Genomic DNA, 26285 nt, shown 5'->3' with positions numbered 1-26285 from the left:
GCGCATGCCTCGAAGTCCACCAAGTTGACAATGCCCTTCGTCGTCATGCTGCGCGAGGGCGCCGGGCGGGAGGCCAGTCCCTCAGTGGTGATCGTCGACACCCCGAGCGTGAAGACCACAAAGAGCGGCGGCCCGCGCGGCTGGGAGGCCGCCAAGCGACTGAAGGGACGCAAGCGCCACGCCGCGGTGGATACGGACGGGTTGTTGCTCGGCCTCCTCGTGCATGCCGCCGACATCCAGGACGCCGACGGTCTCGGCGATCTGCTGCAGCGCGTGAAACCACTCCACAATTGGCTTCGGGCCGTGTTCGCCGACAGCATCTACAATCGACTGGCCGCCTTGCTCGCCTGCCTCGTGTTCGGCCTGGCGCTGATCATCGTCCGTCGCCCAGTAGGCAGCACAGGCTTCGTCGTGCAACCGCGCCGCTGGGTGATCGAAAGGTCGTTCGGCTGGTTCGGCCGATGGCGGCGACTGTCCAAGGATTACGAGACGCTGCCCGAGGTCTCCGAGGCAATGGTCACCCTGGCCGCGATCCGCCTAATGCTCCACCGCCTCGCTCACCCAAACCGCAAGTAACTTCCTACCCCGTAGCTTTCAAGACAGCCTTTGAAAGCGACTACTACCGCTGTAGCAGGGGCGGGTACCAGCGCGGGATCACGTCACGGATGCTGCTCCAGTCGTACCAAACGACTGAGTCTGTGTCTCGCCTCTCCGGGCGCTCGCGCTGGAAGCCGATTACCAAATCAGGCGGGAGCGTGCACTCCGCCCACTCCAGCTCGGACGTCGGATCCGCCCTAAAGTACACCATGGCTCGCCCGCCGTCGTCGTTCCGGTAGCGTGGCCAAACCTTAGCGATCCGCGGCTCCGTGTCGCTTTCAAGCGAGAACAGACGTCGGTCGCCACGGCCGCACGCCATGCCAATCGCTTCCCGCCCGGACAGTTGTTCGGCCTCACCCCCTGGCGCACGCCTTCGCCCGAATACTAGACGGCCCGCATACAACGCCGGGCGCCCAGCCGGCCCGGTTACTTCGATCAGGTCGTGATAGACCAGCATCGCCTTTGAGATATTCAGGCGACGACCGTGATACACTTGACCCATGGCATCGGGCTGTCCGTCGCGATTCTCCTCATGCAGCCGCCGCTCCAGGTCAGCGGCTGTCAGCAGGCGCTCCCGGATAGCTGCCGCGGAAGCCTCGGGTCCCACTTCGGCGCGTACCAGCGCCGCCGCGAACGAGACGAGGGGCGCCGCCACGGACGTGCCGCTCAGGCGGCTTGTCCGAAAGCCTGCCGGCGGCCAGGGTTCGACGTCGAATGCAAAGGCCGGAACCTCGCAGCCTGGAGCGGCGATATCCACGTGGCCCGTGCCGTAGTTCGAGAAGCGTGCAAGGCGGTCGCCGGCGCCCTCCAGGGCGGCGACGACGAGCATGTTGTTGGAGCGACTCTGGCCGCCGTACTGAGCTGGGAAGACGCGCCGGCTAGGGTCGTGGAGCGGGTGCCCGTCGTTTCCCGCAGCGACAACGAACAAGTCGTCCGAGTAGCTCTCGCTAAGCCGGCTCAGTTCCGGGAGATTGTTCGGCGATGAGAGGCTTAGGTTGACGACGTACGGCATAATGCTTACGCGCCGCAGGAGCTGGGTCAGTGCCCCGGTACGAATCGTATAGTATGGGGTCGATCCACCCGATGTTTCGTACTCGTAAAGCCTCATGACCTCGAAAGAAATTCGATCCTGCAGAAGGCCGCCCCGGGCAGCTAGTACAAAGAAGGGTCCACCCATAGCGAGCGACGCGACCGCCGTGCCGTGCCAGGGCGGCTCCGGGCCGCGCCTGAAGGGCGCAGCGCCGGCCGCCGGCTTGTAGTCGGACCCTGTGAGGAGCGTGACATACCGACGCCTGAAGAGTTCCGGCAGGTAGGCCGAGGGCTGGAGGCCCGTGTCGGCGACCAGCAGCAGAGCGGGTTTTCGAAGCCGTTCGTCGCCGCGCGCCACGTCGTTGATCGCAAATGCGTCCAGCATGGCATAGAGATCGAACGGATGCGCCGCCGCGTTCTCCGACTGAGGCGCCTCGCAGCGCAGGCGGTCCGGGGCAGTCTGGAGGTCCGCGTCGCTCCACGCCATGGTCCAGCGCTCCACCGAGGTGACCGGCGTAGCGAACGCTGCGGCACCGCTGTCCGGTCGCACCGGCGCGAGCGGGACCTGGACACTGGCGAAGGTAGAGAGATCCACATCGTTCTTGCCACGCAAATCGCGGGCGTTCACCAGAGCAAAGACTTCAGCGAAGTAGGCGCTTGCGTAGCCGCGCTCAGGCCTGCTCCCGTTGGTCGGCCGCGTGCAGCTCTGGTCCCACCCGTCCCGGAGCCCACCGGCGCTTCTGAGCCGTGCATAAAGATCGCAGATCCGCTCCCCTGGAAGCGCGGCCTGCTCGTCCAGCGGCGGAAGCCGGTCGAGCGCGGCGCAGATCGGGATGAGGGTCGTGCCCTCGCGCTCGAAGCGATGGTCCGCCGAGGGAGGACCGCCCGGTTCGACGAGATCCTCATAGTAGATGCCCGGCTGCTCGCCACAGTGCTCGACGACGACGTCGCGCGCCGTCTGCCCATTCCGGTAGGTCACGAGAATACGGCGCACGCGGCGCACCGCCGCAGCATTGGCCGCGGCGCTAGCCAGGGCTGGCGGCGCGACCGCTGTTGTGGGCAGGCCTCCGTCCAGACCTGGGGCAGCGAGGTTGCCCGTTCCGCCGTCCCCTGGTGGTGAAGCGTCACAGCCCACATCGCCTTCGAGCCCACAGATGTCCACGCGACGCTCGCGCGCCCAGCCCCGCGCCCACTGCAGGAACTCACCGGATCCGGTTGGAGCGACGACGGACTGCGTGACCGTGCCCGATAGACGGTAGCCCCACTGCACCCCCACTAGCAGCGGACCGCGCGCACGTGGTCCTACGCTGGTACTTGCATCTGGTGCCACGTATACACCGCCGCCTGCGTCGCCCGCGCAGCTCGATGCGCTTCCCTCGGTGAATACCGCACCGTCAAACAGCGCGGCGGGACCTTTAATTGACGCGGGCGGCTCGACCACGCGGGTGGAGCCGACGCGCAGCGTGCCGAAATCGGTCCCGGCGGCCGTCCTTCGAAAGCACCCGTAACCAACCAGGGCAACCTCCTGCCCAACGCGCGGCAGGTTCTCGTCGGTGTTGACGCGCGCGGGTAGGAGCGACGGGATCGGCACATCGGTGACGCACAGAGCCAAGCCCAACGACGCTGACTGCTTGGCAGCGGGGTGATGGGTGCACTCGATGCGGAACGTGCGGCCGGGCAGGCCGCTTGCCGTGTCGTCGAGCTGGGTCGCCGTAAAGCCATCGTCGGCCAGGGCCAGTCGGCCGCGGAAACCGTCCTCCACGCAAAAGCTGGCGATCAGCCCAACGCGTGGGCCGATGAGGGTACCGGTGCAGATGCTGCCCTGGGTGTTGTGTATCAGCACCGTCGAGGGCCAGTCGGCTTGGCGAGCGACCTCGCCGCCCTCAATGGCGCCGGCCGTACCCGTTAGGAGCCGGAGCAGTGCGCCTCCCGCGAAGGCGACAACAGCCAAACGTACTGTGGTGCGCACGATGTCCTCCTCTGATCAGCCCTTGATTCCCCTCGAACCCGACGCCTGTAACCGATGTCCGTCAGCGCCGACAGCTGTCTTGCGGTCCCACAAGGCCGCATATTGCAACGCGCCGGCGCGGATCCTCCACCCAACCATTGGCCCAGGCGCGGAAGTCGTCCGTCGACGTCGCGGAGATCCAAGAAACCCCATCCCGCACGCGGGAGTTGACGCCGAATACGCGGCGCCCGCTGAGCGACGACGTGAAGGCTCCACCGCCGCTGTCACCGGGGCAAACAGCCGCTTGACCCGCTCCGCTCGCCAGGCCGGTCTCGATGTAATTCCGACCATACTGCGATCGCGGCGGGCGTACAGTGACGTTGGCGTCGCCCTCATTCAGTAAGCCGTATTGGCTCCGCTCCGAGCACCCGAAGCCGAGCAGGACGACCTCGGCACCATCGCCGGGCCGCTCCGCCGATGTCTCGAGAACCTCAAAGCCCACGACTGTAGAGCCGCGTGTCGGCACAGGCATTGGGCCGGCGGTCAGGCAGAGCGCGTAGTCAGCTGATATGTCCCCGCCCTGCTCGCCACCACGGTAGCGTGGGTGGTGGTCGCAACGGACGCCCACCTCGTCGCTAGGATTCAGCCGCACGATGCCGGTGGCCCCGTCGTCTACGCAGTGGGCCGCCGTTAAAACGACGCGGGGACCGATGGCAGTCGCCGTGCAAACCCCACTCGCCGTGCGGAAGGCCAGCGTGGAGGGCCAGTCGTCCCGCGACGCGATGCGGCCCCCAGTGACCTGCGGTCGAGAGTCCGAACTTGCGAGCAGTGGCGCCGCGTCCATCACGAGTCCGGCGGTGCTCTGCGCGTTACACACAGCCGTGGCCGTCTGCAACGCCAGCCAAGCCGCAAGCACCTTTGACGATGTATGAACAAGCTTCATTGCTTTTCCCCTGGTTAAAATGTGGTGCTGGACACGATATGCGTCCGGCCGTCTTCGCCGTCGCGGAGCCGAGCTCCCGCACCTGCCCGTCGGGGGCAGCCTGGAGCGGTGTTGACGGGATGATGTCTACACCCAGACCCTTCCTCGACGGCGGAGTAGTCGGATTCATTGCGGGCCTGCCGGCGGCGAGACGGCCGCGCGAACTGCGTCCGCAATGGCCTTCTCGACGGGCGTCTCGTTGTCCTTCAGCGTCGCCGCGAGCAGATCGAGCACGCGGCTCGGCTCGCCGGCTTCGGTGACGAACGCGTCCGCGTTGGCCGTGGCGGAGAGCGCGGGCACGCGCACGGCGCGCTCCTGGTTGGCGAAGGGGTGCGCGGCCCCAGCCGCGCCCGCTGGCGCCGCGACGGCGGTGCCTTCCCGCACGACGCCGAAGTCGAGCGGGAGGGCGAGAAGCGCGCCCTCGCGGGCCTGCGCCTCGGTTGCCCCACGGCCGAACGGCTCTGCCCGCAGCAGTACCAGCATGCCGATGGCCTTCTGCCCGTCCCCGGGGCGGCGCGCGGCGGTGTGCGCGAACTGCAGCGCCTCGGGCCGGACTAACAGGTGCAGGTACGCGGGCTCCACCTCAGCGGTAGCGGCAGCCCGCGGCGGGGCGCCACGCCGCGCCGGGGCGGTGAACCGCGTTCCGGTTTCCGCCCCGGCCACCGCGCGGGTGGCGGCATTGGCGTCCGGGGCCGACCGAATGCTGACCTCCACGTAGAGGGGCGGGTAAACGGTGAGGCCCAGGTCCTGTAAGTGCCGCCGTGTCAGGAGGCCCGACGTCGGCGGAAGCGCCGTCGGTAGTGTCGTCCCGAATCGCCCACGCGCGACGACCAGGCAGGCCCGGGGCGCAACCCCGGCGCCGCTGCGGAGCATGCCGGCGCCCGAGGCTCGGTAGCTTGTCCGTCTGCTTCGACTGCGCCCGAGCGAGGTAGTCCTGTAGCAGCCGCACGCTGAAATCTGCGACCACGGGCACCAAGGTGGCCAGGGCACCTGCTGACACGACGGGTAGCGCCGCGGTCGTCGGGGGGGGGCACCACCCGCTCCGGCGGTTGCTGGTGAGGCCTGCGTCGGGCAGGCACCATGGACGATGAAGGCACGGGCCGCATCGCGTCCCCCCTCGACCACAACGGCTTGGTCGCTCGCGTCGAAGGTAACCGGCCCGCGTAGCCCGCCACAGCCGGCCAAGAGAAAAACGAGGAATGCGCAGGCAGCTCCGACGCGAAACGGCCAAGACGCTTCGCCCTTTTTAGAAGGCAGTGCCAAGTGCGACCGTTGTGGTTCGAATGAACCCACACACCGCAGCGCCTGGAGCGGAAGGCTCACACCGGCGCTGCGTACTTCAGTATTCAAGCAGCATACCTTGGAGTAAGAAGCTCTTTGCGGATGGCGACGTGCTTTTACGAAACTAATCCAATAGTGTTGCGTGGCCTCAGGATTTGATGGCAGTGAGCACCAATCTGAGAAGTGGGTCGGGAAATCAGCAAAGCGTGCCACGGGCCGATAGTCCTCCCAGCTTTGAATAGCTCCCCCACCCTTGCAGCTTCGGATACGGTAACTTATGGCCGTTACCCTGGGTCGTGATTACCAACTTAACAAAGCAATCTGATGAAGAGGGAGGCTGGGCGTGCTACGGCTCGCGAAACAGGCGCTGCGCCCATGCACCAAGCAGCGCCGGATTTATGTGCCATGGGCCAAGGTCCGAAGCTGCGGCCTTGAGTCGATCTTCAAAGCTTTTTCATGTACTCGATGATTGCAAGGCGTGCGGCCTCGTCAAGCTCTGCGTTCCCGTAGTCGTGCCCCGCGTTCGAGTTGCCGGGGATGGGTCGCCCATCTAGATTCGTGACCGAGAACGTGTGGGTGTTGCCTGGGGCGGCCTGATCCGTGATGTACCCGACGTGCCGCGGGTCGAACTCGCGTGTGCCTACATGGAACGCAGTGACACGCTGGGATGGTGGGAGGAGCAGCTGGTAAAGGTTTGGCACGGAGCCGTTATGTAGATAGGGCGCGGTTGCCCAAATGCCGTTCAGCGGCCGAGCCTTGTAGCCTAAGAGTACGCTGCGCTCCTGCATGCAACGGTCCAACCGAGCCTGCCGCGGGTCGATTACACGTGGGGTGGGGGCGGCAGCAACGGGAGGCGGGGCTGTAATAACCCGAGGTGGCCGGTCGCCAAAGAGGAAGGTGGCGAACGCGCTCTGGACGACTTGGCTTTTCGCTCCGATTAGGACGCCGGCCACCGTGGTCTGCAGCATGTCAGATAGATTAGCTTCGCGCTCTAAAGGAGCACCAGAGATGTAAGCTGCGGGCAGCCCCTCCATCACTCCAGACGCCGAGCGATATGTGTAAGCGTTGCACGCCATCCAGGGGTCAGTACCTGGCGGCTTATCCCGTGCAGGGTCTGCCGCATCGGGTGCGCTTGCAGGGTTGAAGGTGCTAATCCGGTCGGGCACGCGGGTGGTGAGGTTCGCCAAGGGTATGTGGCAGGAGGCGCAGTTCGCCCTGAACAGCGTTTCCCCTTGCGCCGCTAGCCTCTCATCGATCGGCGGAAAGTCGGATGGCCACTTCGGTGGTTCCAATCGCATAAGGCGCTGCTCCAGCGCCACTAGGCTACCCACGTCCACACTCGACGCGAACCCGCCTAGTCCGGGATCTCGCCGTGCGGCTACGTCGGCAAAGACTCCGACTACCTCGCCGGTGTTCCGGCCCAGGGCGCCGATATCGAAGGTGCCGCCGCTGATGGGTGACCGGACGGGTGAGTTCTCAACGATAGCATTGTACTGAACGTGGCCAAGTTGGTGGATATTCCAGAGGTAGGGGTAGCTGACCGGGGCATCGGCCGGATTGGGCGTAGCGTTGGTCGGGTCTGCTACCAAAGCCACCTTGTTAAAGATGTGCCCGAAAGCGTCTAGGCGTCCGTAGCCGTAGCGCAGCGGCGTCTGATTCATTCGCAGTTGGGTCGCCTGCCAGGAGGTCAACTCACCAAAAGCCTCGCGGAGCATGGCTCTGTTAGCCGAGGTGTCCTCAGCTCTTAAGACGCGGGCAGCGAAGCGGTCCCATTTGGCAGGCTCGGCCGAAGTCTGAGACAATGCCTGATTGAGGCTCTCAATGAAGCCCTGGAAGTCTGCGAGCGTTGGGCCGCCGTCGACCCGTACGCTTCGACCTGCGTAAGTGATCTCGGCCGTGTGGCAGGCCGAGCAGTTCATCCCGACCCAACGCTCGTTGGAGCGCTGCCCGACCTTCCAACGCAGCCGCGTGTGAGAAAGGCTAGTGTCGTCCCTTTGGTCGAGCGCAAAGCCGAGGGGCAGGCGGACGCCGAATGAGGTGGTGCGAGGCAGGTAGCGGAAGCTAGCTATGTAGGCGTCGTCGAGGAAGGGGCGGTCGGAGCCGGGCTGTTCCAGTGCTTCAAACCAGTCATAAGGGATGAGGCGTGAGCCCTGGGTAGCCTCGTACCACTCCGAGCGCTGCATCTCAGTCCATCCCTGAACTGTAGGCTTTTCGGCATGTGGCACGCCACAGGCGGCAATAGCTGTGCCTGCGGCTAATCCAACGGCCCAGCTCGTCCTCCAGATTGCCATGCAATCCTCCCAGCGATCCGTCTCGTCCGAGCGTGGCGCGAAAACCTTTCGCTTCGCTATATTAATCGTATACGAGTTCTTCTGAATTGCGCTGGTTAAGGTGCGGCATTTCGAGGGAAATTGTGATCGGCTAGGAGGAGTCGCGCATGCGTGATATTTGTTTCCTCGGCTTCAGTTCTCTGGCACTTGCAGTGCTCGCAGGTTGCTCACAGCCGGCGGCAATAGCGTCAGTGTCATCGCTTGAACCCGTACCAACGGTAGCTGCGGTCGATCGCCGTGCTGATTGCTCGCTGATAGACAGCGACGCAGGCCTAGACGATTTACGCGCTATTACGGTACTTGCTCCGCATCGGCGCATCGCTGCTGTCGTAGTCACAGAGGGCCTAGCGACACCGCGTGGCGGTGCCCGGGCGCTCCGTACCTTCTTGCGCGGTGCTGGCATTCCCGTTGTGGAGGGTACCTCGCCAGCGCCGGACCGAGAGTTTGATGCGGACCGCTTCCGCGGGTTGGATACCTGGCGGGTCACCGCAGAGACACTGAACGGTACGCTTCCGCCGCCCAGCCCCGTCGTTCGGGTGAGCGAAGAGGTCGTGCCTCCCGTGGAGGCGAAAGTCGAGCGCCTGACCGCGGGCTGTGCGCGCCTCGCACTGCTGGCCATTGGGCCATGGACCTCGTTTCTGCGGTACGAGAGTGTAGTTGGCAGACGATTGGTCCAACTCGTCGCACAAGGCAGCCCGTTCCCTGACGACGAAGCGCGTGGTGAGCCCGACGGCTGGAACTGCGGTACGATTGGGCTGCCTGCCGCGCGGCCTTTACAATGCTCGGCCCGCGGGGATTGCGTGCCGACTGGGTCGACATTTCGCAGGGACCTAGAAGTTGCGGCACAGCTGAGCCAGCGCAAAACGTCGCAGACACGAGAAGTTACGCATTCTCGCCAAATGAGGACATGAGAAGAGCGTTTGCGGCGACTTCAGAGGTACTACCTTAGCGGCTTGCACAGATTATGCGCGACCCAGCTGGGCTAAAGAACACTTCGCTCTGGGACGACCTTGCCGCACTTTACCTACTGCGGCTGGACATATTCGGTCGGGTGCGCGATCCATCGGGCCGCTCCGGCGGACACCTCGAGCCTTACCTTCCAGCACGGGAGGTTCGGGCGACGCTCGTCACCGCCGCGGCAGGTAGCCCACTAAACGCGAGGCGTTGAAGGTGGCCGGCTGGGTAGAATGGTGGTGCAGGTCTGGGTAGACGATTATTCGATGGCGTTGCAGGTTGTGAAGGTCGCCGGAAGCTGCAAACCGAGGGACCTAACGGCCTTTTTTGGCGAACTGGTAAATGGGCTGCCGTTCGCCCCAGAGACTTTCGTTCCCCAGTTCCCACCGCTGCAGCGGTGGGAACTGAGAACACAACTCTCTCTGGGTGTAGCGGTTGGCGGAGGAGGTGCACCCGGGATCGTACCGTCGCTGACAGTGTGAGCCGGTCAATGCCGTCAGGGCAGTCCGCGCGCCTGGGCAACCCGCTCAAACGCCACAAAGCGCGCGCAAGGAATGCAGGGGCACCACCCACCATCCGGCGCCTATGCCAAGCCCCGCCACCGTCAGCGCCACTGCCGCCGCCGACATGATTCTTGGACCCCACACGGCGTGCTTCTGCATCATCATCACCAGGGCCAGGCCGGCCATCCATCCAAGGTCGTGGACCCCGACAAGCATCATCACGACGATCATCGGCACGCAGCAGCCGACGCAGCTCATGCCGTAGCGGAGCCCTGCCATGAACGCGTCGCGGCAGGGCGTTCCCGCGCCATGCCAGGACCGCGCCAGGATGCCGAAAGGCCGGGCGCAGGCGCGCTGGCAGGAGCGCGCCAGCGGGCTGGCCTGATACAGCGCAGCAACGATTAGGCTTGCGCCGGCCAAGTGCCGTTCAGCCTCTCCAAGCGCGGCGCCATCGAGCCAACCGCCCGCGGCCCAAATAGCCAGGCACACCACGATGCCAACCGCGAACCAGGTTGCAGTGAACCCGATGCCCGCCGTCATGCTCGCGTCCGGGCCGCCCGCCCGTTGCACAGTCAGCAGGAACGGCAGAGACGACGGCAGCATCATCACGCATGTCATCAGGGTCCAACCGGCGAGGAACAGCGCGATCCAGGCGGCGACGCCCAAGAACGCGGCGTTTGCAGCGTGGGGCAGCCAGCCGGTCGCATCTCCAGCGGCCAGCAGTGCCAGCCCCGCCCCGGACACCCCAAACACGGCCAGCGCGACCCGCGCCGGCGCGACAATCCTCGGCGGCAAAGCGATGATGCTTCTCATGCCTTGCCCGGCTCGCCCGGCTCGTGGCGGTAGCTAAACCGGCCGCGCATGGCGCTGCGCCCCTGCAGATCGAGTTGCACTCCAAGCGACGGCATTCCGACCTTGAGGCGCAGCGACTCGCCGACCTCTGCCGGCGTGCCGAGAACGTTCGAAAGTCTTGCTCCGGCCAGCGTCATCGGCTCGCCGTTGAGTCCGGTCAGGGTCTTGGTTTCAGTGGCGATACTGCGTCCAACCGTGAGCTTGGCGCGGCGCGCGGCTAAATCGATCTCGATGGGCGCACGGGCTACACCGGCAAGGTCGCCCAGCAGCCGCCCGAGTTCGCCGAGCGGACCTCCGTATAGACCGCTGAACGCACCAGCGAGGGCCAGCGCCTGCGCATCGTCCGCGTCGTCGCTGACGAAGATCTGCACCCGCTGCTGCGCATCCTTCCGGTGTCCGGTATGGGTCGAAACGCTGACTGCGGTCAGCCCGCCCACATCCACATCATCGATCCGTCCGTTCTCGATGACCCAGGCGAAGACGCCGGTACAGACGTCCTCATCCGGACCGCGGCCGGTCCAGCACGGGCAGATGGTCCAGCAATCGCAGACCTCCAGGAACGTGCCCTGCATGGCGTAGGGAACGGCGCGCGCCTGTGGCATCTCGGGCAGCGCCGGATTTGGGCCGCCGACATGGCCGCCTTCGCCATGACCGCCGCCACCGGGGCCGCCGACGACGGGGCCACCGCCATGACCGCCACCTGGCGCGTGCCCACCCTGATCCCCCGGGCCATGTGGTTCCGTCGAAAACGGCCGCTTGCGCGGGGGAGTGCGACTGCCGAGCAAGTCGCGCTGAATGCCGCGCGTCTCGGCTGGGGTCAACCGGCGCCCGTCGCGCAGCAGGTCGCGCAACCATTCCCACCAGGCCGGGTCCCGCCAGGGCCGCGGCGGCCTGCTGCTGCCAGGGCAAATCTGGATGAACCGGCCCGTGCTGGGACGCCCCGTCGAATCGATCACGAACAGCAGGTAGTAGCCGACGATGGCTACATTCAGTTCGGCCGGGATGCGCGCCACTATGACGTCGCCCTTGTCGCGCCGGAACTCGAGCGTGATGTGCCGTTGGTCTGGGTTGAAGTTGTGCGTGACCGTGCCGCACCGAACAATGACGACGCGCTGGATGTCGGTTGCGTCCGGCGTGCGGATTTCGACATCGTCGCCGTGGCAGGCCTTCGGCGCCGCATCGGTGATCGACGGGCGACGACCGCAGAAATACCAGGGTTCAAAGATCTCGATCCGGAGTTCACGGTTCGCGATGCCCGAGTTCGCGTTGAAGTTCGATCCCGCCACCCACACGGCGCCGCTCGGCATCAGCAGGGCTACGCTGTGGTAGCCGCGGACGATCGACGTCGCTGGCAGCACACGCCAGGTGCCGGTCGCCGGATCGAAGGTTTCCGGTGCACGTACCGCGGTGGCATCGCTGTTGCCAACCTTCATTCCGCCTTCAATGAGGATCTCGCCCGTCGGCAGGATGACGGCATCCGCGTTTTCGCGCACCGGGTTCACGTCACCGCTCGCCGGATGGTCAAACATGGCGCGTGTTGCCGCGCTCCATCCGGCAGCAACATTGCCCATGTCCAGGATGAACGGTGTCGAGCCGCCGATCTGCATCAGCCGGGCCCGGTATCCATCGGCCGGCGACAGCGGCAGCAGGACCGATGTCGTATCCTGTGCGAAGCCGTTGTCGTAGATGCCTTCGGTCGGCGGCGCGATCACATCGTCCCAATCATTGGCGTCGGCATAGGGATGCCAGCGTTCCAGCCGCCCGTTCGACATCGGAGACAGGGAAATCACAGTGCCGTCCGGCAGCACGTGCAGCCGCGGATACTCGTAGCGGCGCGCATCGACGGAATCGATGTTGGCGTAGTCCGTCGGCCCGATGATCGACCAGACGCCGGTCGCCGGATCATACAACTCCAGCGAGTTGTTGTTGTGGCGGCTGTCGTCGATTTCCGGATGGCCTGACAGGGCCAGCACGCGCCCATCCGGCAGCGTTACCAGGGTCGGGTACCACTTGCCGCCGGTCTTCTCGATGTCGAGACCCGCGGCGACCTCCGCGGCGCGCTGCGTCACCAGCTTGCCGGTTGCATGCCACTGGTCGTCCGTGGGATCGAACAGCCAGGCGTCGCGCAAGCCGATGAAGTGACCGGACGGATGGACGCCGCCGCCGCCCCATTTGCGGGTGCCGCCCGCAGCCAGGATCCGACCATCGGCAAGCTGGGCATGCCCGGCGCAGAAGAGGTCGCTGTTGCCCGGGAGCCCGGTGACGTTGGTTACCGCGTGCGTCGTGCAGTCGAACAGGCGCGTGTGGTCCACGTCGCCGGACGTGTTGAGGCCGCTGTCGTGCTGGTCGCCGCCGAAATAGACGATCTTGCCGGTATGCAGCAACGCCGCGTGGACCGCCAGGATGCCCGCCGCCGTGTCGCCGCCGACTTGATGCCAGCGGCCAAGGAACTCCAGCACCGTCACCGGCCTGCTGGAGCGCGAGGTATGCTCGCACAGGCGTTGTAGCGCCGTCACCTGATCGCCGATTTCGAGTTCGCCGCTTACGCCAACGGTCAGGTCGGTCCCGCCTCCGGTGGCGCTGCCGCGGAAATTTCCGTCGACGTAAACATCGACGCGGGCGCCGGGCACGACATCCACGACGTGGACCGCGGACTCGCAGGAGTACAGCGGCTCAACGACACGCGGCGGCGGCACCCGTTCGATCTTGCCGACTACGACGGCGTTGGACTTAGAGCTCACCAGCCCGCATCCGCGCTGAACAGCGAAGATGGTGTCGCCCGCGATCAGCAGCGGCGCTACGCCGACATCGACCTGGTCGGCCTCGACGGTCCGCTCGCCGATGGGCGCGCCCAGAAGCGTGGAGTAGACATAGACCCGCGCGCCGAAATGCAGGTTGGAAACGCGCACTGCCGCGCCGCATTCGTACAGCGGCTCATGCAGCTTGGGCGTGGGAAGCGCGGACGGCGCCTTGTCTACCGGCACTCCGGGGCCGGGCAGGCTCCATTCGCCACACAGCTCCTGGTTGGCCGTGATCATCGCGCCGCCGCCCAACGGCGGCACAAGAAAATCGTAGGTTCCATCAACCGGAGATTCGGCCAGGCCGAGTTCCGCGCCGTCGGCCAGGATGCGCACGCGCGCGCCCATGACTAGGCCGCTGAGCACGACCGTTGTGCTGCCGTCGCAGAGCGGCGGCACCACGTTCGCCACCGGGACCGGCGTGTTGTCCTGCACGGTGACGGGATCGGCGTCCGCGCTCTTCAGGTTGCAACGGCCGCGCAGCTCCTGCCGCGCCGAGATGGTTTCCCCTAGGGCGAGCGGCGGGTTCACGCCCATCCACAACGAGTCGAGGCCGAAGCAGGCCTGTAGGTTCGGCCCGGCGCTGCGCATCAGCGTCACCTGCGCGCCGTGTACGATGTTGCTGATGGTGACCTTGCGTTCGCATTCGCGCAGCGGCGACTGCACCACCGGTGTCGGCAGCGTGCGCTGCTTCTCCACCACCACATCGACGGGTGGGCCGTTCGTCACGCTGCCCGCGATGCCGCAGGCTGTCTGCTGCGCCGTGATCGCAATGCCGAGCGCAAGCGGCGTGGCGAGGTGGAAGCGCGCGTTGCCGTCATAGCTCTCGCCGCTGCCGAGCACGGTGGCGCCGTCGCGCAGCTCCACTTTCGCGCCGGGAACCAAGCCTTCGAGCCACACGCATTCGCCGCACTGGTTCAGATGGCTGCGGAATCCGACTGGACCGATCGTCGGTGGCCGGGCCTGCACCTGCACGGCTTCCGGTGACGCCGGGCTGGTCTCCATCCCGACCGTCTGCGTCGCCGTGACGTTCTGGTCAGGCGAGAGCGGCACGCTGAGCGGGAAGGTCTGATCCGACCAGGATGCGACGCCGGTAGCCACGACGGCGCCATCAGCGAAAATAGTAACTGTCGCCCCGGTGAGGTGGGCCTGGACCCTGACGCTGCCGCTGCACTCCGACAAAGGGCCGATCACGCGTGGGGGGAGGAGCGCCATGGCAGTATCCCGTTGGGATTGCATAGACCGCGCCCGCCGCACGGCATCGGGCCGCGACAACCGGGATGTGCTTACGAGAGAATGCACCTGCCGGGACGTCGCGATCAACTTGAATCGCGGGGCGTTGTGGGTAGCGTCCGCCCTCCGCAGCGCGTGATTGTCCGTGACGTCCGACAGCGTTGTCAGGTTTCCGGAGGAAGGGGCGGGCGCACCGGAGAGGTCACAACAAAACCGGCCGAGGCTACGCTTTTGTTGCTGATGCAGCAAGCGAGAGATCGCTCTCGGGGGGATTGTCGATCACGCGCCTCCGACATCGCTCATCGCCACAGACGTAACCGTCATTGTCGGCACGGCACACACCGTGGCGCATGGATCGCGCCCGATCGGCTTGGGCAGCAGGCTCGGCGGGGCGGTAGCGCCGTCGGCAGGGGACGAGCATGCCGTTCGAGGCAGACCGAGAGCGGCGGCATCGCATCCCTCGGCAGCGGCACCGAGTGCCAAACTGGCGGAGTACGATGCGGCGCGATATAAAATCCTTATTTAAGATCAAAGAGACATCTTGCATTAATTGCGAAGATAGGATGCTGATCAGACCAGCACCGTTCGGAGAAGCACATGTTCGGATCAGAGACGCTCGACGTCGTGGTCGGCATTGTGCTTATTTTCCTGCTTACCAGCTTGTTCCTGACCGCGCTGGTCGAAGTAATCGAGTCTGCACTGAAGACCCGGGCGGCGGACCTGGAACGGGCGGTGACTCTGCTTTTCCAGGAGACGCCTGCAAGCAAAGAGGCAACAGAGGCCTTCTACAATCACCCTCTCGTCTTCGCGTTGTTCCAAGGCGATTACGAGAAAAGCAGAACGTCCTTGTTCTTCGGCCGGGAGACGGGAGGCAACCTGCCCTCCTACATCCCGCGGGACATCTTCTCAGCGGTCGTCCTGGACCTGCAGAGCGCCGGCTCGGTAAGCTCGGGCGTGAACCGCGTCGTCGAGAAGTTCCGGCAACTCTATGGAGACGATGTCGCCACGCTGAGGACTAACCTCGAGAGCTGGTATGACGGAATGATGGATCGCGCCGCCGGCTGGTATAAGCGACGCACCCAGAAGCTGCTGTTCTGGCTCGGCCTTTCCCTGGCTGTCGCACTGAACATCAACCCGATCGTCATTGCCCAGCACCTCTCGGCGACCCCTGCGGCGCGCGAGCAGATCGTCTCCCTGGCCAGCAACATCGCCGCAGAGGAACTTCCACGGGGCGGCCCTAGCCGGGAGCGGCTACGCCTCCTCGACCAGGAAGTCCGCAACGTCGGCCTGCCGATCGGCTGGAGCGAGTTCGCGCTGAGCCGCACCCTCCCGCAAGGCGAGTTCGCGCTCGGCAGCTGGTTCTGGGCCACCATAATCGCCTTGTTCGGCTGGGCGATCACGGCCATCGCCGCTACGCTCGGCGCGCCCTTCTGGTTCGACGTGCTCAATAAGCTGATGGTGATCCGCGCGACGGTGAAGCCCAGGGAGAAGAGCCGCGACGAGGCTTCGGAGGACAGGTCGCGGTCGGACCGCAAGACCGACGTGATCCTGTCCGATGCGAGCCATCGGCTCGTGGGCGGCGCGGTGGCCGGAGTGCCGCTGGCCGGCGGCGCGGACGCTGCGCACCTCTCGGATCCCGATGGGTGCCTAGCCGGCCACGACGTACCGGAAGAGCAGGTCACCCACGACGTCGAACTGCCGCCGGCGAAGGGTGGCATCGAAGGCCGGGACAAGGGGGCGTAGCCATGGCCTTCTCGCTGACTTGGCTGCCGGAGGTGCTCTTGGCGGCGGACCTCAAGGTGGCGGAACATCCGGGCTGGGCGAGCCGCGGCCGCGGAGAGTTCGGCCGGCCCGAGGGCGTGATGTGGCATCACACCGCGACCACTAGGCTAGGCAACATGCCGAGCCTCCACACCCTCGTCGAAGGGCGCAGCGACCTGCCTGGCCCGCTCTGCCATCTCGGGCTCGCGCGCGATGGCACCTACTACGTGATCGCCGCCGGCCGAGCCAACCATGCCGGCGGAGGCGACTGGAAGACCATCCGCGACGGGAACGGCCGTTTCATCGGGATTGAGGCGGAGCACAGTGGACGAGCCGGCGACCCGTGGCCGGACGTCCAGATCGATGCCTACATCCGGGGCACCGCCGCGCTGCTGAAGCATATTGGCCGCGGCGCTGACAGGTGCTGCGGGCATGGCGAGTACGCCCTGCCTTTCGGGCGCAAGAACGACCCGCGGCTGGATGGCCAGCCTGATCCGCGAGAGGCCATGGACCGGCATCGCAAGATGGTCCAGGCCGCCATCGACGGGCATCACGTGCCGCGCCCCCTGATCCCGCAGGTCGATGCCGAATCGCGCCCCACACTGCGCCGCGGTGACCGAGGCGACGACGTCAGGGCGATGCAGGGCAAGCTCGGTCTGGCCGTGGACGGCATCTTCGGGCCGGCGACAGAGGTCAGGGTTCGGCAGTTCCAGCGCGACAAGGGGCTGGTCGCGGACGGCATCCTCGGCCCGAAGAGCTGGGCGGCCCTGGATACCGCGTGACCGGGCGTGTTGCAGGGATCGACAGTACGAACGCAGTAAGCCCAGCGCCGTCTGGGTTCAGGCGGTACGGACGGAGATCGGGCGCCCCAGCTCCAACATGCGGTTCAGCGCATGGACGGCGACGTCCACCTCGGTCGCCCGACGCTGGTCCGTGCGGCAACGCAGTCCATCACCAATCACCTGTTTGAACCTGCCGGTAGCCGCTTCGACGCGGGCTCGGTTGGTGTAGCCAGATGCCTTCTGCCAAGCCGCGCGTCCGTGCTCGGTTATTCTCTTCAGGTGACGATCCCGCTGCGTTGGCGCGGTCTCCGCCGTCTCGCTCGGCACGGCCGTGGAGCGCGGCGGCACGATGACCGCAGCATCCGGATGGCGGTCGGCGACTGCAGCGGAAACGCCTTCCTGGTCGTGGGCGCCATCTGCGGTGAACGAGGCCACCGGTGCTGACACCTGGCCGAGTAAGGAGCCAACCTGGGCGCCATCATCGACGTCGATGGTGGTCAGCGCCGCCGCGACAATCTGACCGGTCTCGGCATCCATGCCGATGTGCAGCTTTCGCCAGGACCGGCGTGTTCTGGTGCCGTGCTTCTCCAGCAGCCACTCGCCCGCGCTGCAAAGCTTGAGGCCGGTGCTGTCGACCAGCAGGTGGATGGCTTCACCCTCCCTGCGCTGCCGGGGCCGCGGCACCTCCAGTGTCTCGGCTCGGCGGCACAGGGTGGTGTGGTCGGGCACCGCCAGAGCCAGCCCGAGCAGTTGCAGCACGGAGCCGATCAGCCCCTCTGTCTGGCGCAGCGCGAGGCGGAACACGACCCGCAGGGTCAGCGCCGTCAGGATCGCCAGGGGAGAGTACCAGGGCTGCCCGCCGGGGTAGTGCGCGGCGCTGCGCGCCATCCCTCGATCGCCGCATCGGAGAACCACACCGTCAGTCTGCCGCGCTGGCGCAGGCTGGCGTCGTACTCGTGCCAGTTCTGAACCTTGCGGGTCTACTTGGGGATATGGTGGCGGCGGTCCTGGTTCAGCTTGAACGGCAAGTTGGTATCCGGGGTCAAAGGAGGGGCCATCCTCCTACGGCGGGCCCGGCTCACAGCGCCACTGGCCGGATCCATGCAACAACGCCGCGACCACGTCACCACCAGTGAGTATCGCCCCACAAGGCTGCGCGCGTTCGAAGTGTGGACCGATATCAGCGGGGCCGCTGCGGCATCTTGACTGTAGACCGACGGCCGCTGCGACCGGCCAGCTTGCTCGCCTCAGGGTCAGCAACTTGACTGTGAGAGTGTTGATGTTGTTCGGCAGGTCTGACCCTCACCTTGATTGACCCGGTGTCATGGTACCGACGTGCCGGCCTGCCGGACGACGCTCGGCGATCGGGCGGGATGTGACCTCATAGGAGCCTGAGGCCGACCATCCCGTCACAGTCCTGTCCGCCCGTCAGATCGCCGGACCCGCACCCGATGGGAGAACCGGCAGCATGGACGAGGCCAACCCGCATGACATCATTGTCGGCATCGACACCCATAAGCACACCCACGCCGCCGTGGCCGTCACCGGGCTCGGCGCCCGGGTTGGGGAGCTGACGATCCGCGTTGGCCTTGAGGGCTACCGTGAGCTCGAGGTCTGGGCCCGATCACTGGGAGCCGTCCGCGCCTTCGGCATTGAGGGCACAGGCGCGTACGGCGCTGGCCTGGCGCGCTTTCTTCGTGCGACGGGCCATACCGTTCATGAAGCCGGCCGGCCCGATCGCGGGCGGCGGCACCGGCATGGCAAAACGGACCACCTTGATGCCGAAGGCGCCGCCCGCGCCGTGCTGGGTGGGCAGGCCACGGCTTCGCCCAAGCCGGCACAGGTGAGGTGGAGATGATCAGGCACCTTAAGGTCGCCCGTGACACCGCCGCCAAGGCGCGCACCCAGGCCATGCTGGCGCTGAAGGCCATCATGATCAGCGCTCCGGCAGCTCTGCTCGAGCAGCTCGAGGCAGTCGCCGGCCGGATGGCGCTGGTCCGGCATCTGGCGGCATTGCGGCCGGGGCCGCTGACCACGACCACCGCCTCAGCCAAGGCCAGCCTGCGTGCCATCGCTCGCCGCTGGCTCGACCTCGACGTCGAGATCCGGTCACACGACGCCCATCTCGGCCGGCTGGCCGAGCGGTGCGCACCGAAAATGGTCGCGGCGCATGGCATGGGGACCGCAACCGCGGCGGAGATGCGGGTTCTCGTCGGCGATGAGCCAGAGCGGATCCACTCCGAAGCTGCCTTCGCCAAGCTCTGCGGCGCCTGCCCGGTGCTGGCCTCGAGCGGCAAAACCGGCAGACACAGGCTGAACTGCGGCGGGCATCGGCAAGCCGACGCTGCCCTCCACCGCGTGGAGGGTGCGCATGCGCACCCTCCAGCCCACCCTCAACTTCGTCCGGCGCCCCACCGCCGGGGGCAAGAGCAAGCGGGAGATCATCCGTTGCCTCAAGCGCTTCGTCGCGCGTGAGATCTTCGGTTATCTCTGCCGTCGGCCCAAAACTGTCCGCCCGGCGCAAATCGCTTCTTGACCACCATAGGAGCATCAATGCCCTTGAGCCGCTTGGTAAGCCGCAGCACGGATTTCAGAGAGTTTGGGTATGGTTTCTGGCATTGCGAACGTGTGCGGACGGGTGACAACGCTGGATCATGGTCCTGCTTGCTATTTGTTCCAGATCGTACGCAGCTTGAGGAGTAGACCGCTGGGGTCCAACACCATTAAGCCTAACTAGCCACTAGTTAGTTCAGCAGTTACATGCTGCGATCTCGCAGTAGGGATTGATGTCGGCTAGAGATTTGTTTGAATGCGCTCTCTGTGAAGAGAGGCATCCCTGTGTGCTTGCCCATTTCTTGTTAGGTTTAGTGCGGGCACGTCGAACGTGCTTACACCTTGGACGCCTGTGACCTGAACAAAACTATCGGCTCCGCAATAACGAAAACAAGGGAGAATAGAGATGGTCAGCGCAGTGGGCCCTGTATACACGGGCAGGTTCGAAGAATTCGTCGTTAACGGGACCTCCGGCGAACAATACACCATCTTGTACCTAGCCGATCGCAACAACCAGGAGCTCCAAGCGAGCGGGCAGGCGCCCGCGTACTACTGGATGCCGGGCGAGGTCAGGCTGGCGCGCAAGGGGGACGTAGGAGACTACAAGTTCTCCCATACCCACTACGTCGGCGTCTTCGATGAGGATACCAACGTAGGGCTCGGTAACTCCGAGACCCAGTTCGGCGTGCTCAACCTAACGGTGACCTCGCGTTATCCGACCGAGGTCCTGAAGCAAGCCCAGGACCAGCTCTTGGCCAAGTTCAAGGGCAAAGATGACATGTATTGGGGGTGGCGGACGCCCGTCGCCCCACGCTTCGCCATCTGCCCCATCGTGGCCAATGTCGTTTCCATGAGCAACGTCGTGCCCGACATGACGGGGGCTGTCCCACCCCTGCCGGGCGGGGGAGATGCCCCTGCAGGGGGCGCTCCGAGGAGCGTTATGTCTTCCCGCACCCGTCTGCTCGACCCGCTGCGCGTGCCGCACAACGTCAAAGGGTTCCGGGGCCCGTCTTCAGTCGACCCCTGGGGCTTCAAAATGTTCGGCCAAGGGCCGGGTAGCGTCACCGGCGGCGAGAACGCGTTTTCGGCAGTCATGGGCGCGCTGCCCAGCGAGGTGATCTGGACCGGCTTTCACGGCGCCTACAGCCCGCTTAACGTAATCATGGCGATGCAACTGCCGATGTGGTCGCAGCGCATGCGCATCAAGATCACCGGCGACTGGGATCGCGTCTTTGAGCACTTCTCCGCAGCGGTGAATGCCAAACTGGCCTGGTTCAGCGCCGACATTAAGGCCGAGTTCAACAACCTCCGCATCAACGGCGGCATCAAGGTGGAGGTTGACGTCGACGGCACCCTCCCCGGAGCCGACAAGATGGAGGAAGAGGTCAACAAGCGGATCGACGTCATTGTCGCGCAGTTTACCGAGCAGGCAAAGGCCGTGATCTTTGTGCCCGCCCCAGTGGTCCCGCCGGCGGAAGCCGGAAAGGGCGGCACCCTGAGCTCTCTATTCAGCTACGGCGTGGGCCTCGCGCTCAAGTACCGCCGCGACACGACCAGACTCAACGTTAGCTACGAGGAAACCCGCAACTTCCGCTACATCCAGCCGAACACTATCAGTTCCACCTTGCAAGGCTTCTATGAGGACATCAAGGCGGACCCGGCCGCGGAGCAGAAGTACTTCAAGCGCCAGGTGCTCGGCGGCATTGGCAGGAAGATCACCAGACTCTTCAAGCCGGTGGTCGACTACGGCGATCCGACTAAGAACTGGGTGGGCGATCCCGTGGCCTTCAGCGTCGCCGAGGCTGGCTACCCCGGAGAGGACGGATCGATCGTTTGGAAAGCTGCGACCTTCCAAAAGTCGGATCCGCCCGACGCTAGTTTCAACCCGGCATGGGTGCGCTGGAACCCCGGCGAGGTGAAAAATCCCCCCGCAGGTTGGGATCCGTCCATGACGTACAACAGGCGGAGGGTCGCGCTGAGAGAGCCGCCGGGCGCAACCGAGTTCCCCTTCCTGCGGGTCCAGATTGAGCAGGACGACGCCTTGCTCGATCCGCCGACAGGTACGCCAACCACCGAGAAGGTCCACGAGGTGCGAGCCGACAGGGCAGGCACCTTGGAAGTGGGGCCCATTATCCTCGCCTCTATTCTGCAGAGCGAAGCGGAACTGGTGGAGGTTGAGCTTATCCCGAAGGGCACGACCGCCAAGGGGGTCGACAGATCGCGCAACGTCGTCCGCTTCCGCTGGGCGTTCGGCGACCAAGCCGAGGGGCGTGTCTGGAAGCTGTTCACCGGCCAAGCCGACTACGTCCCGGCCTATGACTATAGGGTCCACGTCACGGTTCGCGGTACGATCTTCAGCAAGGGCATGGCCTGGAGCGGGCCGCTGGTGACGGTCAGCGGTGACGGTCCGATTATCATCGACGTGCCGTCCCCGGATTCGCCAGGCGTCGTCATGCGCCGTCTGACGCCGCGAGAGATGTCGTCCCGCGACATCGTCCGCGCATCCGAGGGGAGCCCGCCGATTACGGGTGTTGTCGGCGAGCCGAAGCCTACGGGTACCGAGCCGATCGGTGCGCCCGGTACCACGCCCGTTCCGGCTGAAGCCGGCGGGATCGGTGCCCCGCGCATGGGTGGAGGCATCGGTGCCCCAAAGGCGGGTCGCGGAGCACCTGCGGAGAAGGAGGACCTTTCGCTGCGTTACGTGATGGTGTCGACGCCGAGCGACGACGATGGCCGGACAGCACGGTCGACCACGGACACCGCCACGCCGAACGTCGAGGCAGAGTCGAGCTACGTGAAGGAGCTTGAACGGCTGGCGCGCAAGGCCGCCGCCGCCAGCCGCGTGGGCAAGGACAAGGGGGCGACTTCTCGTGAGGAGCCCGACGACGCGGAACGGCGTGGCGCCTCCGATGACGCGCTAGTCGACGCCTGGATCGAGATCCCGGACGTGCGCAAGTAGCGCCCGGTCGCTGCACGCTGCACCACGGCCGGAGCGACGCTCGCTCCGGCCAGTCAAAACGGGAGAGAGGCGGAATGCCCAGCGACCAAAAAACCGGTCCATCCGCGGCTGCGGCGTGGGAGCGGCATCAGGTCGAGGCTGGGCGGGAAGGCCTTGTCTCCCTCCTCACGCTGCCTGACGCGTCCAACGCGGCGCTTCAGGCGGAGGGGAGCATGCCGCTCCTCCACGTCGCCCTCGAGGCGCCATCCTTGCCAACAGGGCCGGAGGAATGGCCCGTCTTCTCGCTGATCGTCTTCCTGCGGCGCAAGCCCAACCCCGGTGAGGCTTGGGCACCGCTGGTCGACGGCGGGCAACTTAACCTTGACGTCACTCTAACCCCTCCTCCGCTGGCACGCGACGCGTTAGCGCGGAAGACGGGTGCTAAATGCTTGCCGATCTTCGCCCGAGACAGCGTCTTCCGCCTTGTCAGTCCGACCCCGGCGGGGGCAGTCGCGAATGGTGACGGGCAGTCCGGCCAGCCCGATAGGCTCTTGGCCGAAGCCTTGGTCCCGGGCGCGACGCCCAGGGCGTCTCTCTCGGCCCGCCTGACCTCGGCTGAAGCGCTAGAGCTTGAGGAGGCCTTCGTGACCGGCGCACCGGTGGAGAGCATCGTGCTCAGGGCCGAGCTCGGTTTCCGCGCAGTCGCTGCAGCCCCCAGGACCTTCCGGCTCGTCGGCTCATGGGCGACGATTTTCGATGCCTTGGCCGTCGCTATCGGCGGTGCGAAGGAGATCACTCCGGATGGGGTTAGGTTCGCGGTGGACGAGATCTTGCGCAATGGAGCGTTGCAAGCCTTCGACTTGGACGATGATGGCGAACACCTGATTCAGCCGCCCCTGCCGGAAGACGCGTTCCGCCTGTTCCTAGCCCAGGCGGTGTCGGTGGTGCTGAAGCGCCTGATGCCGCACCTGACGCCGGATGATGCTGCCAACCGGTACCAACTCGATGAGACGAGGCCCATGGAGGTCTTTACGCTGGACGCAGTGCGCCGGACTTCGGCAGGCACGTCGGTTCGGCGGTTTCTCGCGGCGGCGTCCATGGGCGCGGTGATCGGTCAGGTGCGCGCCGCGGGCATGCCGCTCGACGCTGCCATCCAGTTTCACGTGATGCAGGGCACCTCTGGCCCGTCCGCTGGCGAGTTTCGGCTGGGCGGCGCTTCCTCGCGTGACCCGGGCCGTCCAGGACCAACGGGGCCGACCACGCCCGCGCCGCGCCTGGTGCGCTCAAACAAGGGAGCTCCGTGGCGATCGCCCATACGGGGGCGCCAAGTGATGGTCGCCGAGGCGAACGGCGGCGCCCGCGCCCTCGGGGCGGTGCTACAGACGGGGGCCAGGACCACTCCAGCGGCCGCGCTCATGCTGAGTGACGCAACGCTCCTGCGCCCAGTGGGTGACAAGCTGAAGGTCGGGTGGGTTGACGACATCAGGGTGCCGTTCAGGCCCGTGAAACCGACCGATGGCGCCGAGAGCCGACCTGTGGTGGGGAACCCGGGAGCGGATCCCTGGCCCGACCGACTCTCGGCGGGGAAGAACTGGTTTGCGCCCTCCTACACGCCGCGGATGCCGGATCCTGCAGCCACCCCGGACAACAGCCCGTTCCTCTTCACCTTCGAGAAAACCGGCGTTACGGAGTCGGGCGTGGTGGGCATCCGCTCGTCGCTGACATTCACGCTGAGCCGGGAATTCTCCGCGTCGGGCGGCGCTGCCATCGCAGCAAAGGAGCAGGTGGTATTCTGGACAGTCACCAACGGTCTTTCCGTTACACTGCATCTGCCGTTCATCGACGATGGCGACGGGACGCTGAGTTCGGCGCCGTTCCCCACATCGTTCCATCCGCAGCCGGACGGCTCCCTGCGGTGTACACTCATCCTGGTGAACCAGTGGGCTAGGCTGCTCTACGGTGCCCTGGCTATCCCGAATTTTCAGAAGCAGCCCGTTAAGGTCTCGGTCGCGTACTCCTTCCCCGCCTACATACCGGCGGGGCGGGTGCGACCCATGGATTGGTTGGTGCTTTCCAAGGAAGCCAAGGTCCTCATCGCGCGCAAAGCAGGAGACGGGGCCGCCTTTGAGGGCCGGACGCATTTCGACGAGACCGAAGGCGTAGTCCGAAACGCGGCGGGCGAATTCCGTCTGAAGCGCGAAGCGCCGCGGGCCAACGTGCGCACCCTCAAGACGGTCCCTCGAGAATTCCCGGGTGCGGAGGCCGGCGTCGCTCCCGAACGCGCGCTGGAGCGGGGGCCACAGGCTGCGTTGGCGTTGAGGCCGGCCGTGGGCACCGTTGTTAAGCCTGGGTTGCTGGTAAGGCCCATCGATACGGTTCCGTCGGTCGTCGTCAGGCCAGAGCTGCGGCCAGTCGAACTCGACAAACTGGTGTTCGTCCGGGCGGAGTACTACGAGCAGACGATCGTGCGTGAGGTCACGAGCGATCTCCTCGTGCCTTGTAGCAGTTTCGGCGCGGCGTACCGGGACCGCACAGACGGTGGCGATGCGGCCATTGGCTGCTTGGATGCCTTCGCGCTGGGCAGCACGGATCCCACCTCCCACGAGGAGATCCCCGAACTGGCTACCACCCGCTACCGCGTGTTTAGGTCGATCCAGCAGCTCGGCCGCTTCGTCGCTCTACCGGCGCGGTACCGGGTCGGTCGCAGCGACGCGTCGGCGGGCACGCGCGCCTTTGCGCCAACCATCGCCCTGTACTCCGCGCTCGATATAGCGAACGAGACCAGATCGCGCGTTGCTGTCGACGCCGCCCTGGAGCCCGACATGCCGCCCTTCGTCCGGCAGGAACTCCTGCAGGCGCTGCGCGAGCGTCTGCATATCGATTCACCCGCGGTGGACTACCCCACCGACGTCGCCAAGGACATCGTCATCACCTGGAACTTCCCGGGCGGCCTCGCCATCGAGGGACAAGCGACGAGAGCCCCCAATGGCTTCCGTGCCATTCTCACCACGGACCTGCTCGGCGTCGTTCTCCTCGAGAACTTGCTGTGCAGGGACGGGGTGGCTGCGGAAGTGAAGTTCGTGATGCCCGACGGGAGTCCCATGTTCTCCGTGCTGGAGGTTGGCGTCGGCACCGTGGCCGGCACTTGGGCGACGGGGCCCTTCGCACTTGGCCTGGAGGACGGGGCGCTGCGCATGACCAATCGCACCGAGCGAGCTGTCGACCTCGCCGAGGTGATGGCCCTCAAGGCGGGAGCGGCCGCGGTGCGCGTGCCAGCCGAGGTGAAACTCGTCGCCGGCGCCTCGCACGCTGTGGTCCTGCCGACGGGTACGGCCGAGGCGTTCCCGGTCTACGAGGTGCCGCCCGCGGCGCCGGCGTCGATCGAGGAGGTCCGGGGCGTGCTGGACCGCGTGACCGCGGACATCCTGTTCATGGACCCGATCCACTACCAGAACCATGCGCTTACCAAGATTGCGCTGACCGCGCGGCTCAGGAACGTGCCGGGCGAGCAGAGCGTGGTGATGACGAGGAACGACGAGACCAATCTCGGCAGCGGCGTGGCCACATTCATCCTGCCGCTGACGACCTTTCTTGCCAACCGCACCGTCGAGTTCAAGGTCACAAAGACGTTCAGTGACGGGAGGATTGAGGACACGCCCTGGCTTGCTTGGGATCTCAATCTCCAGGGGGTAGCCGTCCACCTGACTTGGGAAATGATCGCGGCGACGGCCTGACCTAGGCCGC

The 26285-nt window shown here is 65.8% G+C and carries 13 protein-coding genes and 1 pseudogene; 7 read left to right on the top strand and 7 right to left on the bottom strand.

From position 1 onward, the window contains the following. Positions 1-30: 30 nt before the first annotated feature. On the top strand, positions 31-576 hold the full coding sequence (locus EP26_RS30995; RefSeq protein ID WP_169747571.1) for an IS5 family transposase: 546 nt from the start codon (positions 31-33) through the stop codon (positions 574-576). Between the two features lie 43 nt (positions 577-619). Here the strand turns inward: EP26_RS30995 and EP26_RS30990 are convergent, their stop codons facing one another. The 6 genes from EP26_RS30990 to EP26_RS30965 all read right to left on the bottom strand — a co-directional run bounded on the left by EP26_RS30990 (position 620) and on the right by EP26_RS30965 (position 14489). Beyond that, positions 620-3595 (bottom strand): S8 family serine peptidase, encoded by a 2976-nt coding sequence (locus tag EP26_RS30990; protein ID WP_157034010.1) that lies wholly within the window; start codon positions 3593-3595, stop codon positions 620-622. Between the two features lie 61 nt (positions 3596-3656). After that, positions 3657-4418, bottom strand: coding sequence for a trypsin-like serine protease (locus EP26_RS38965; RefSeq protein ID WP_408735135.1), 762 nt, complete (start codon positions 4416-4418; stop codon positions 3657-3659). A gap of 264 nt (positions 4419-4682) precedes the next feature. Then, complete coding sequence (locus tag EP26_RS30980) at positions 4683-5429, bottom strand: hypothetical protein (protein WP_043345539.1); 747 nt, start codon at positions 5427-5429, stop codon at positions 4683-4685. A gap of 851 nt (positions 5430-6280) precedes the next feature. After that, a complete protein-coding gene (locus tag EP26_RS30975) occupies positions 6281-8020 on the bottom strand; it encodes a di-heme-cytochrome C peroxidase (protein ID WP_052389913.1) in 1740 nt (579 codons plus the stop codon). Positions 8021-9648: 1628 nt separating this feature from the next. Beyond that, complete coding sequence (locus tag EP26_RS30970) at positions 9649-10437, bottom strand: DUF2182 domain-containing protein (RefSeq protein ID WP_043345536.1); 789 nt, start codon at positions 10435-10437, stop codon at positions 9649-9651. Further along, complete coding sequence (locus EP26_RS30965; protein ID WP_043345533.1) at positions 10434-14489, bottom strand: DUF1326 domain-containing protein; 4056 nt, start codon at positions 14487-14489, stop codon at positions 10434-10436. The genes EP26_RS30970 and EP26_RS30965 overlap by 4 nt, the downstream gene beginning before the upstream one ends. A 615-nt stretch (positions 14490-15104) precedes the next feature. Between EP26_RS30965 and EP26_RS30960 the strand changes: the two genes are divergently transcribed. Both EP26_RS30960 and EP26_RS30955 read left to right on the top strand, forming a co-directional pair. Beyond that, entirely contained in the window at positions 15105-16250 is a 1146-nt protein-coding gene (locus EP26_RS30960; protein ID WP_043345531.1) for a hypothetical protein, read from the top strand. 2 nt (positions 16251-16252) lie between these two features. Further along, positions 16253-17050 carry a peptidoglycan recognition protein family protein gene (locus tag EP26_RS30955; protein WP_043345528.1) on the top strand — a complete coding sequence of 266 codons (798 nt, stop codon included), beginning with the start codon at positions 16253-16255 and terminating at the stop codon, positions 17048-17050. Between the two features lie 57 nt (positions 17051-17107). Here EP26_RS30955 and EP26_RS30950 read toward each other — a convergent pair. Continuing rightward, positions 17108-17991 (bottom strand): annotated as a pseudogene (locus EP26_RS30950) (IS5 family transposase). A 527-nt stretch (positions 17992-18518) separates the two neighbouring features. On the opposite strand from EP26_RS30950, the gene EP26_RS37135 reads away from it, so the two are divergent. The 4 genes from EP26_RS37135 to EP26_RS30935 all read left to right on the top strand — a co-directional run bounded on the left by EP26_RS37135 (position 18519) and on the right by EP26_RS30935 (position 26275). After that, positions 18519-18908 (top strand): IS110 family transposase, encoded by a 390-nt coding sequence (locus tag EP26_RS37135; RefSeq protein WP_211259657.1) that lies wholly within the window; start codon positions 18519-18521, stop codon positions 18906-18908. A gap of 53 nt (positions 18909-18961) precedes the next feature. Then, positions 18962-19525 carry a transposase gene (locus EP26_RS37130; protein ID WP_211259656.1) on the top strand — a complete coding sequence of 188 codons (564 nt, stop codon included), beginning with the start codon at positions 18962-18964 and terminating at the stop codon, positions 19523-19525. Positions 19526-20009: 484 nt separating this feature from the next. Next, complete coding sequence (locus EP26_RS30940) at positions 20010-22562, top strand: hypothetical protein (RefSeq protein WP_052389912.1); 2553 nt, start codon at positions 20010-20012, stop codon at positions 22560-22562. A 74-nt stretch (positions 22563-22636) separates the two neighbouring features. Further along, entirely contained in the window at positions 22637-26275 is a 3639-nt protein-coding gene (locus EP26_RS30935) for a hypothetical protein (protein ID WP_043345525.1), read from the top strand. Positions 26276-26285 lie beyond the last annotated feature (10 nt).

Origin of the sequence: Belnapia moabensis DSM 16746, assembly GCF_000745835.1 — a bacterium.
In the GTDB taxonomy this organism is placed as follows: domain Bacteria; phylum Pseudomonadota; class Alphaproteobacteria; order Acetobacterales; family Acetobacteraceae; genus Belnapia; species Belnapia moabensis.
Note: the sequence above shows the minus strand (reverse complement) of the source record. Positions and strands in the feature narration are given on the sequence as shown.

Excerpts from the sequence above, each read along its gene's own strand:
- EP26_RS38965 (WP_408735135.1), bottom strand. The coding sequence starts at position 4,418 with ATGGACGCGGCGCCACTGCTCGCAAGTTCGGACTCTCGACCGCAGGTC.
- EP26_RS37130 (WP_211259656.1), top strand. The coding sequence starts at position 18,962 with ATGCTGGCGCTGAAGGCCATCATGATCAGCGCTCCGGCAGCTCTGCTC.
- EP26_RS30935 (WP_043345525.1), top strand. The coding sequence starts at position 22,637 with ATGCCCAGCGACCAAAAAACCGGTCCATCCGCGGCTGCGGCGTGGGAG.
- EP26_RS30980 (WP_043345539.1), bottom strand. The coding sequence starts at position 5,429 with ATGCTCCGCAGCGGCGCCGGGGTTGCGCCCCGGGCCTGCCTGGTCGTC.
- EP26_RS30970 (WP_043345536.1), bottom strand. The coding sequence starts at position 10,437 with ATGAGAAGCATCATCGCTTTGCCGCCGAGGATTGTCGCGCCGGCGCGG.
- EP26_RS30955 (WP_043345528.1), top strand. The coding sequence starts at position 16,253 with ATGGCCTTCTCGCTGACTTGGCTGCCGGAGGTGCTCTTGGCGGCGGAC.
- EP26_RS30960 (WP_043345531.1), top strand. The coding sequence starts at position 15,105 with ATGTTCGGATCAGAGACGCTCGACGTCGTGGTCGGCATTGTGCTTATT.
- EP26_RS30965 (WP_043345533.1), bottom strand. The coding sequence starts at position 14,489 with ATGGCGCTCCTCCCCCCACGCGTGATCGGCCCTTTGTCGGAGTGCAGC.
- EP26_RS37135 (WP_211259657.1), top strand. The coding sequence starts at position 18,519 with ATGGACGAGGCCAACCCGCATGACATCATTGTCGGCATCGACACCCAT.
- EP26_RS30995 (WP_169747571.1), top strand. The coding sequence starts at position 31 with ATGCCCTTCGTCGTCATGCTGCGCGAGGGCGCCGGGCGGGAGGCCAGT.
- EP26_RS30940 (WP_052389912.1), top strand. The coding sequence starts at position 20,010 with ATGGTCAGCGCAGTGGGCCCTGTATACACGGGCAGGTTCGAAGAATTC.
- EP26_RS30975 (WP_052389913.1), bottom strand. The coding sequence starts at position 8,020 with ATGCAGCGCTCGGAGTGGTACGAGGCTACCCAGGGCTCACGCCTCATC.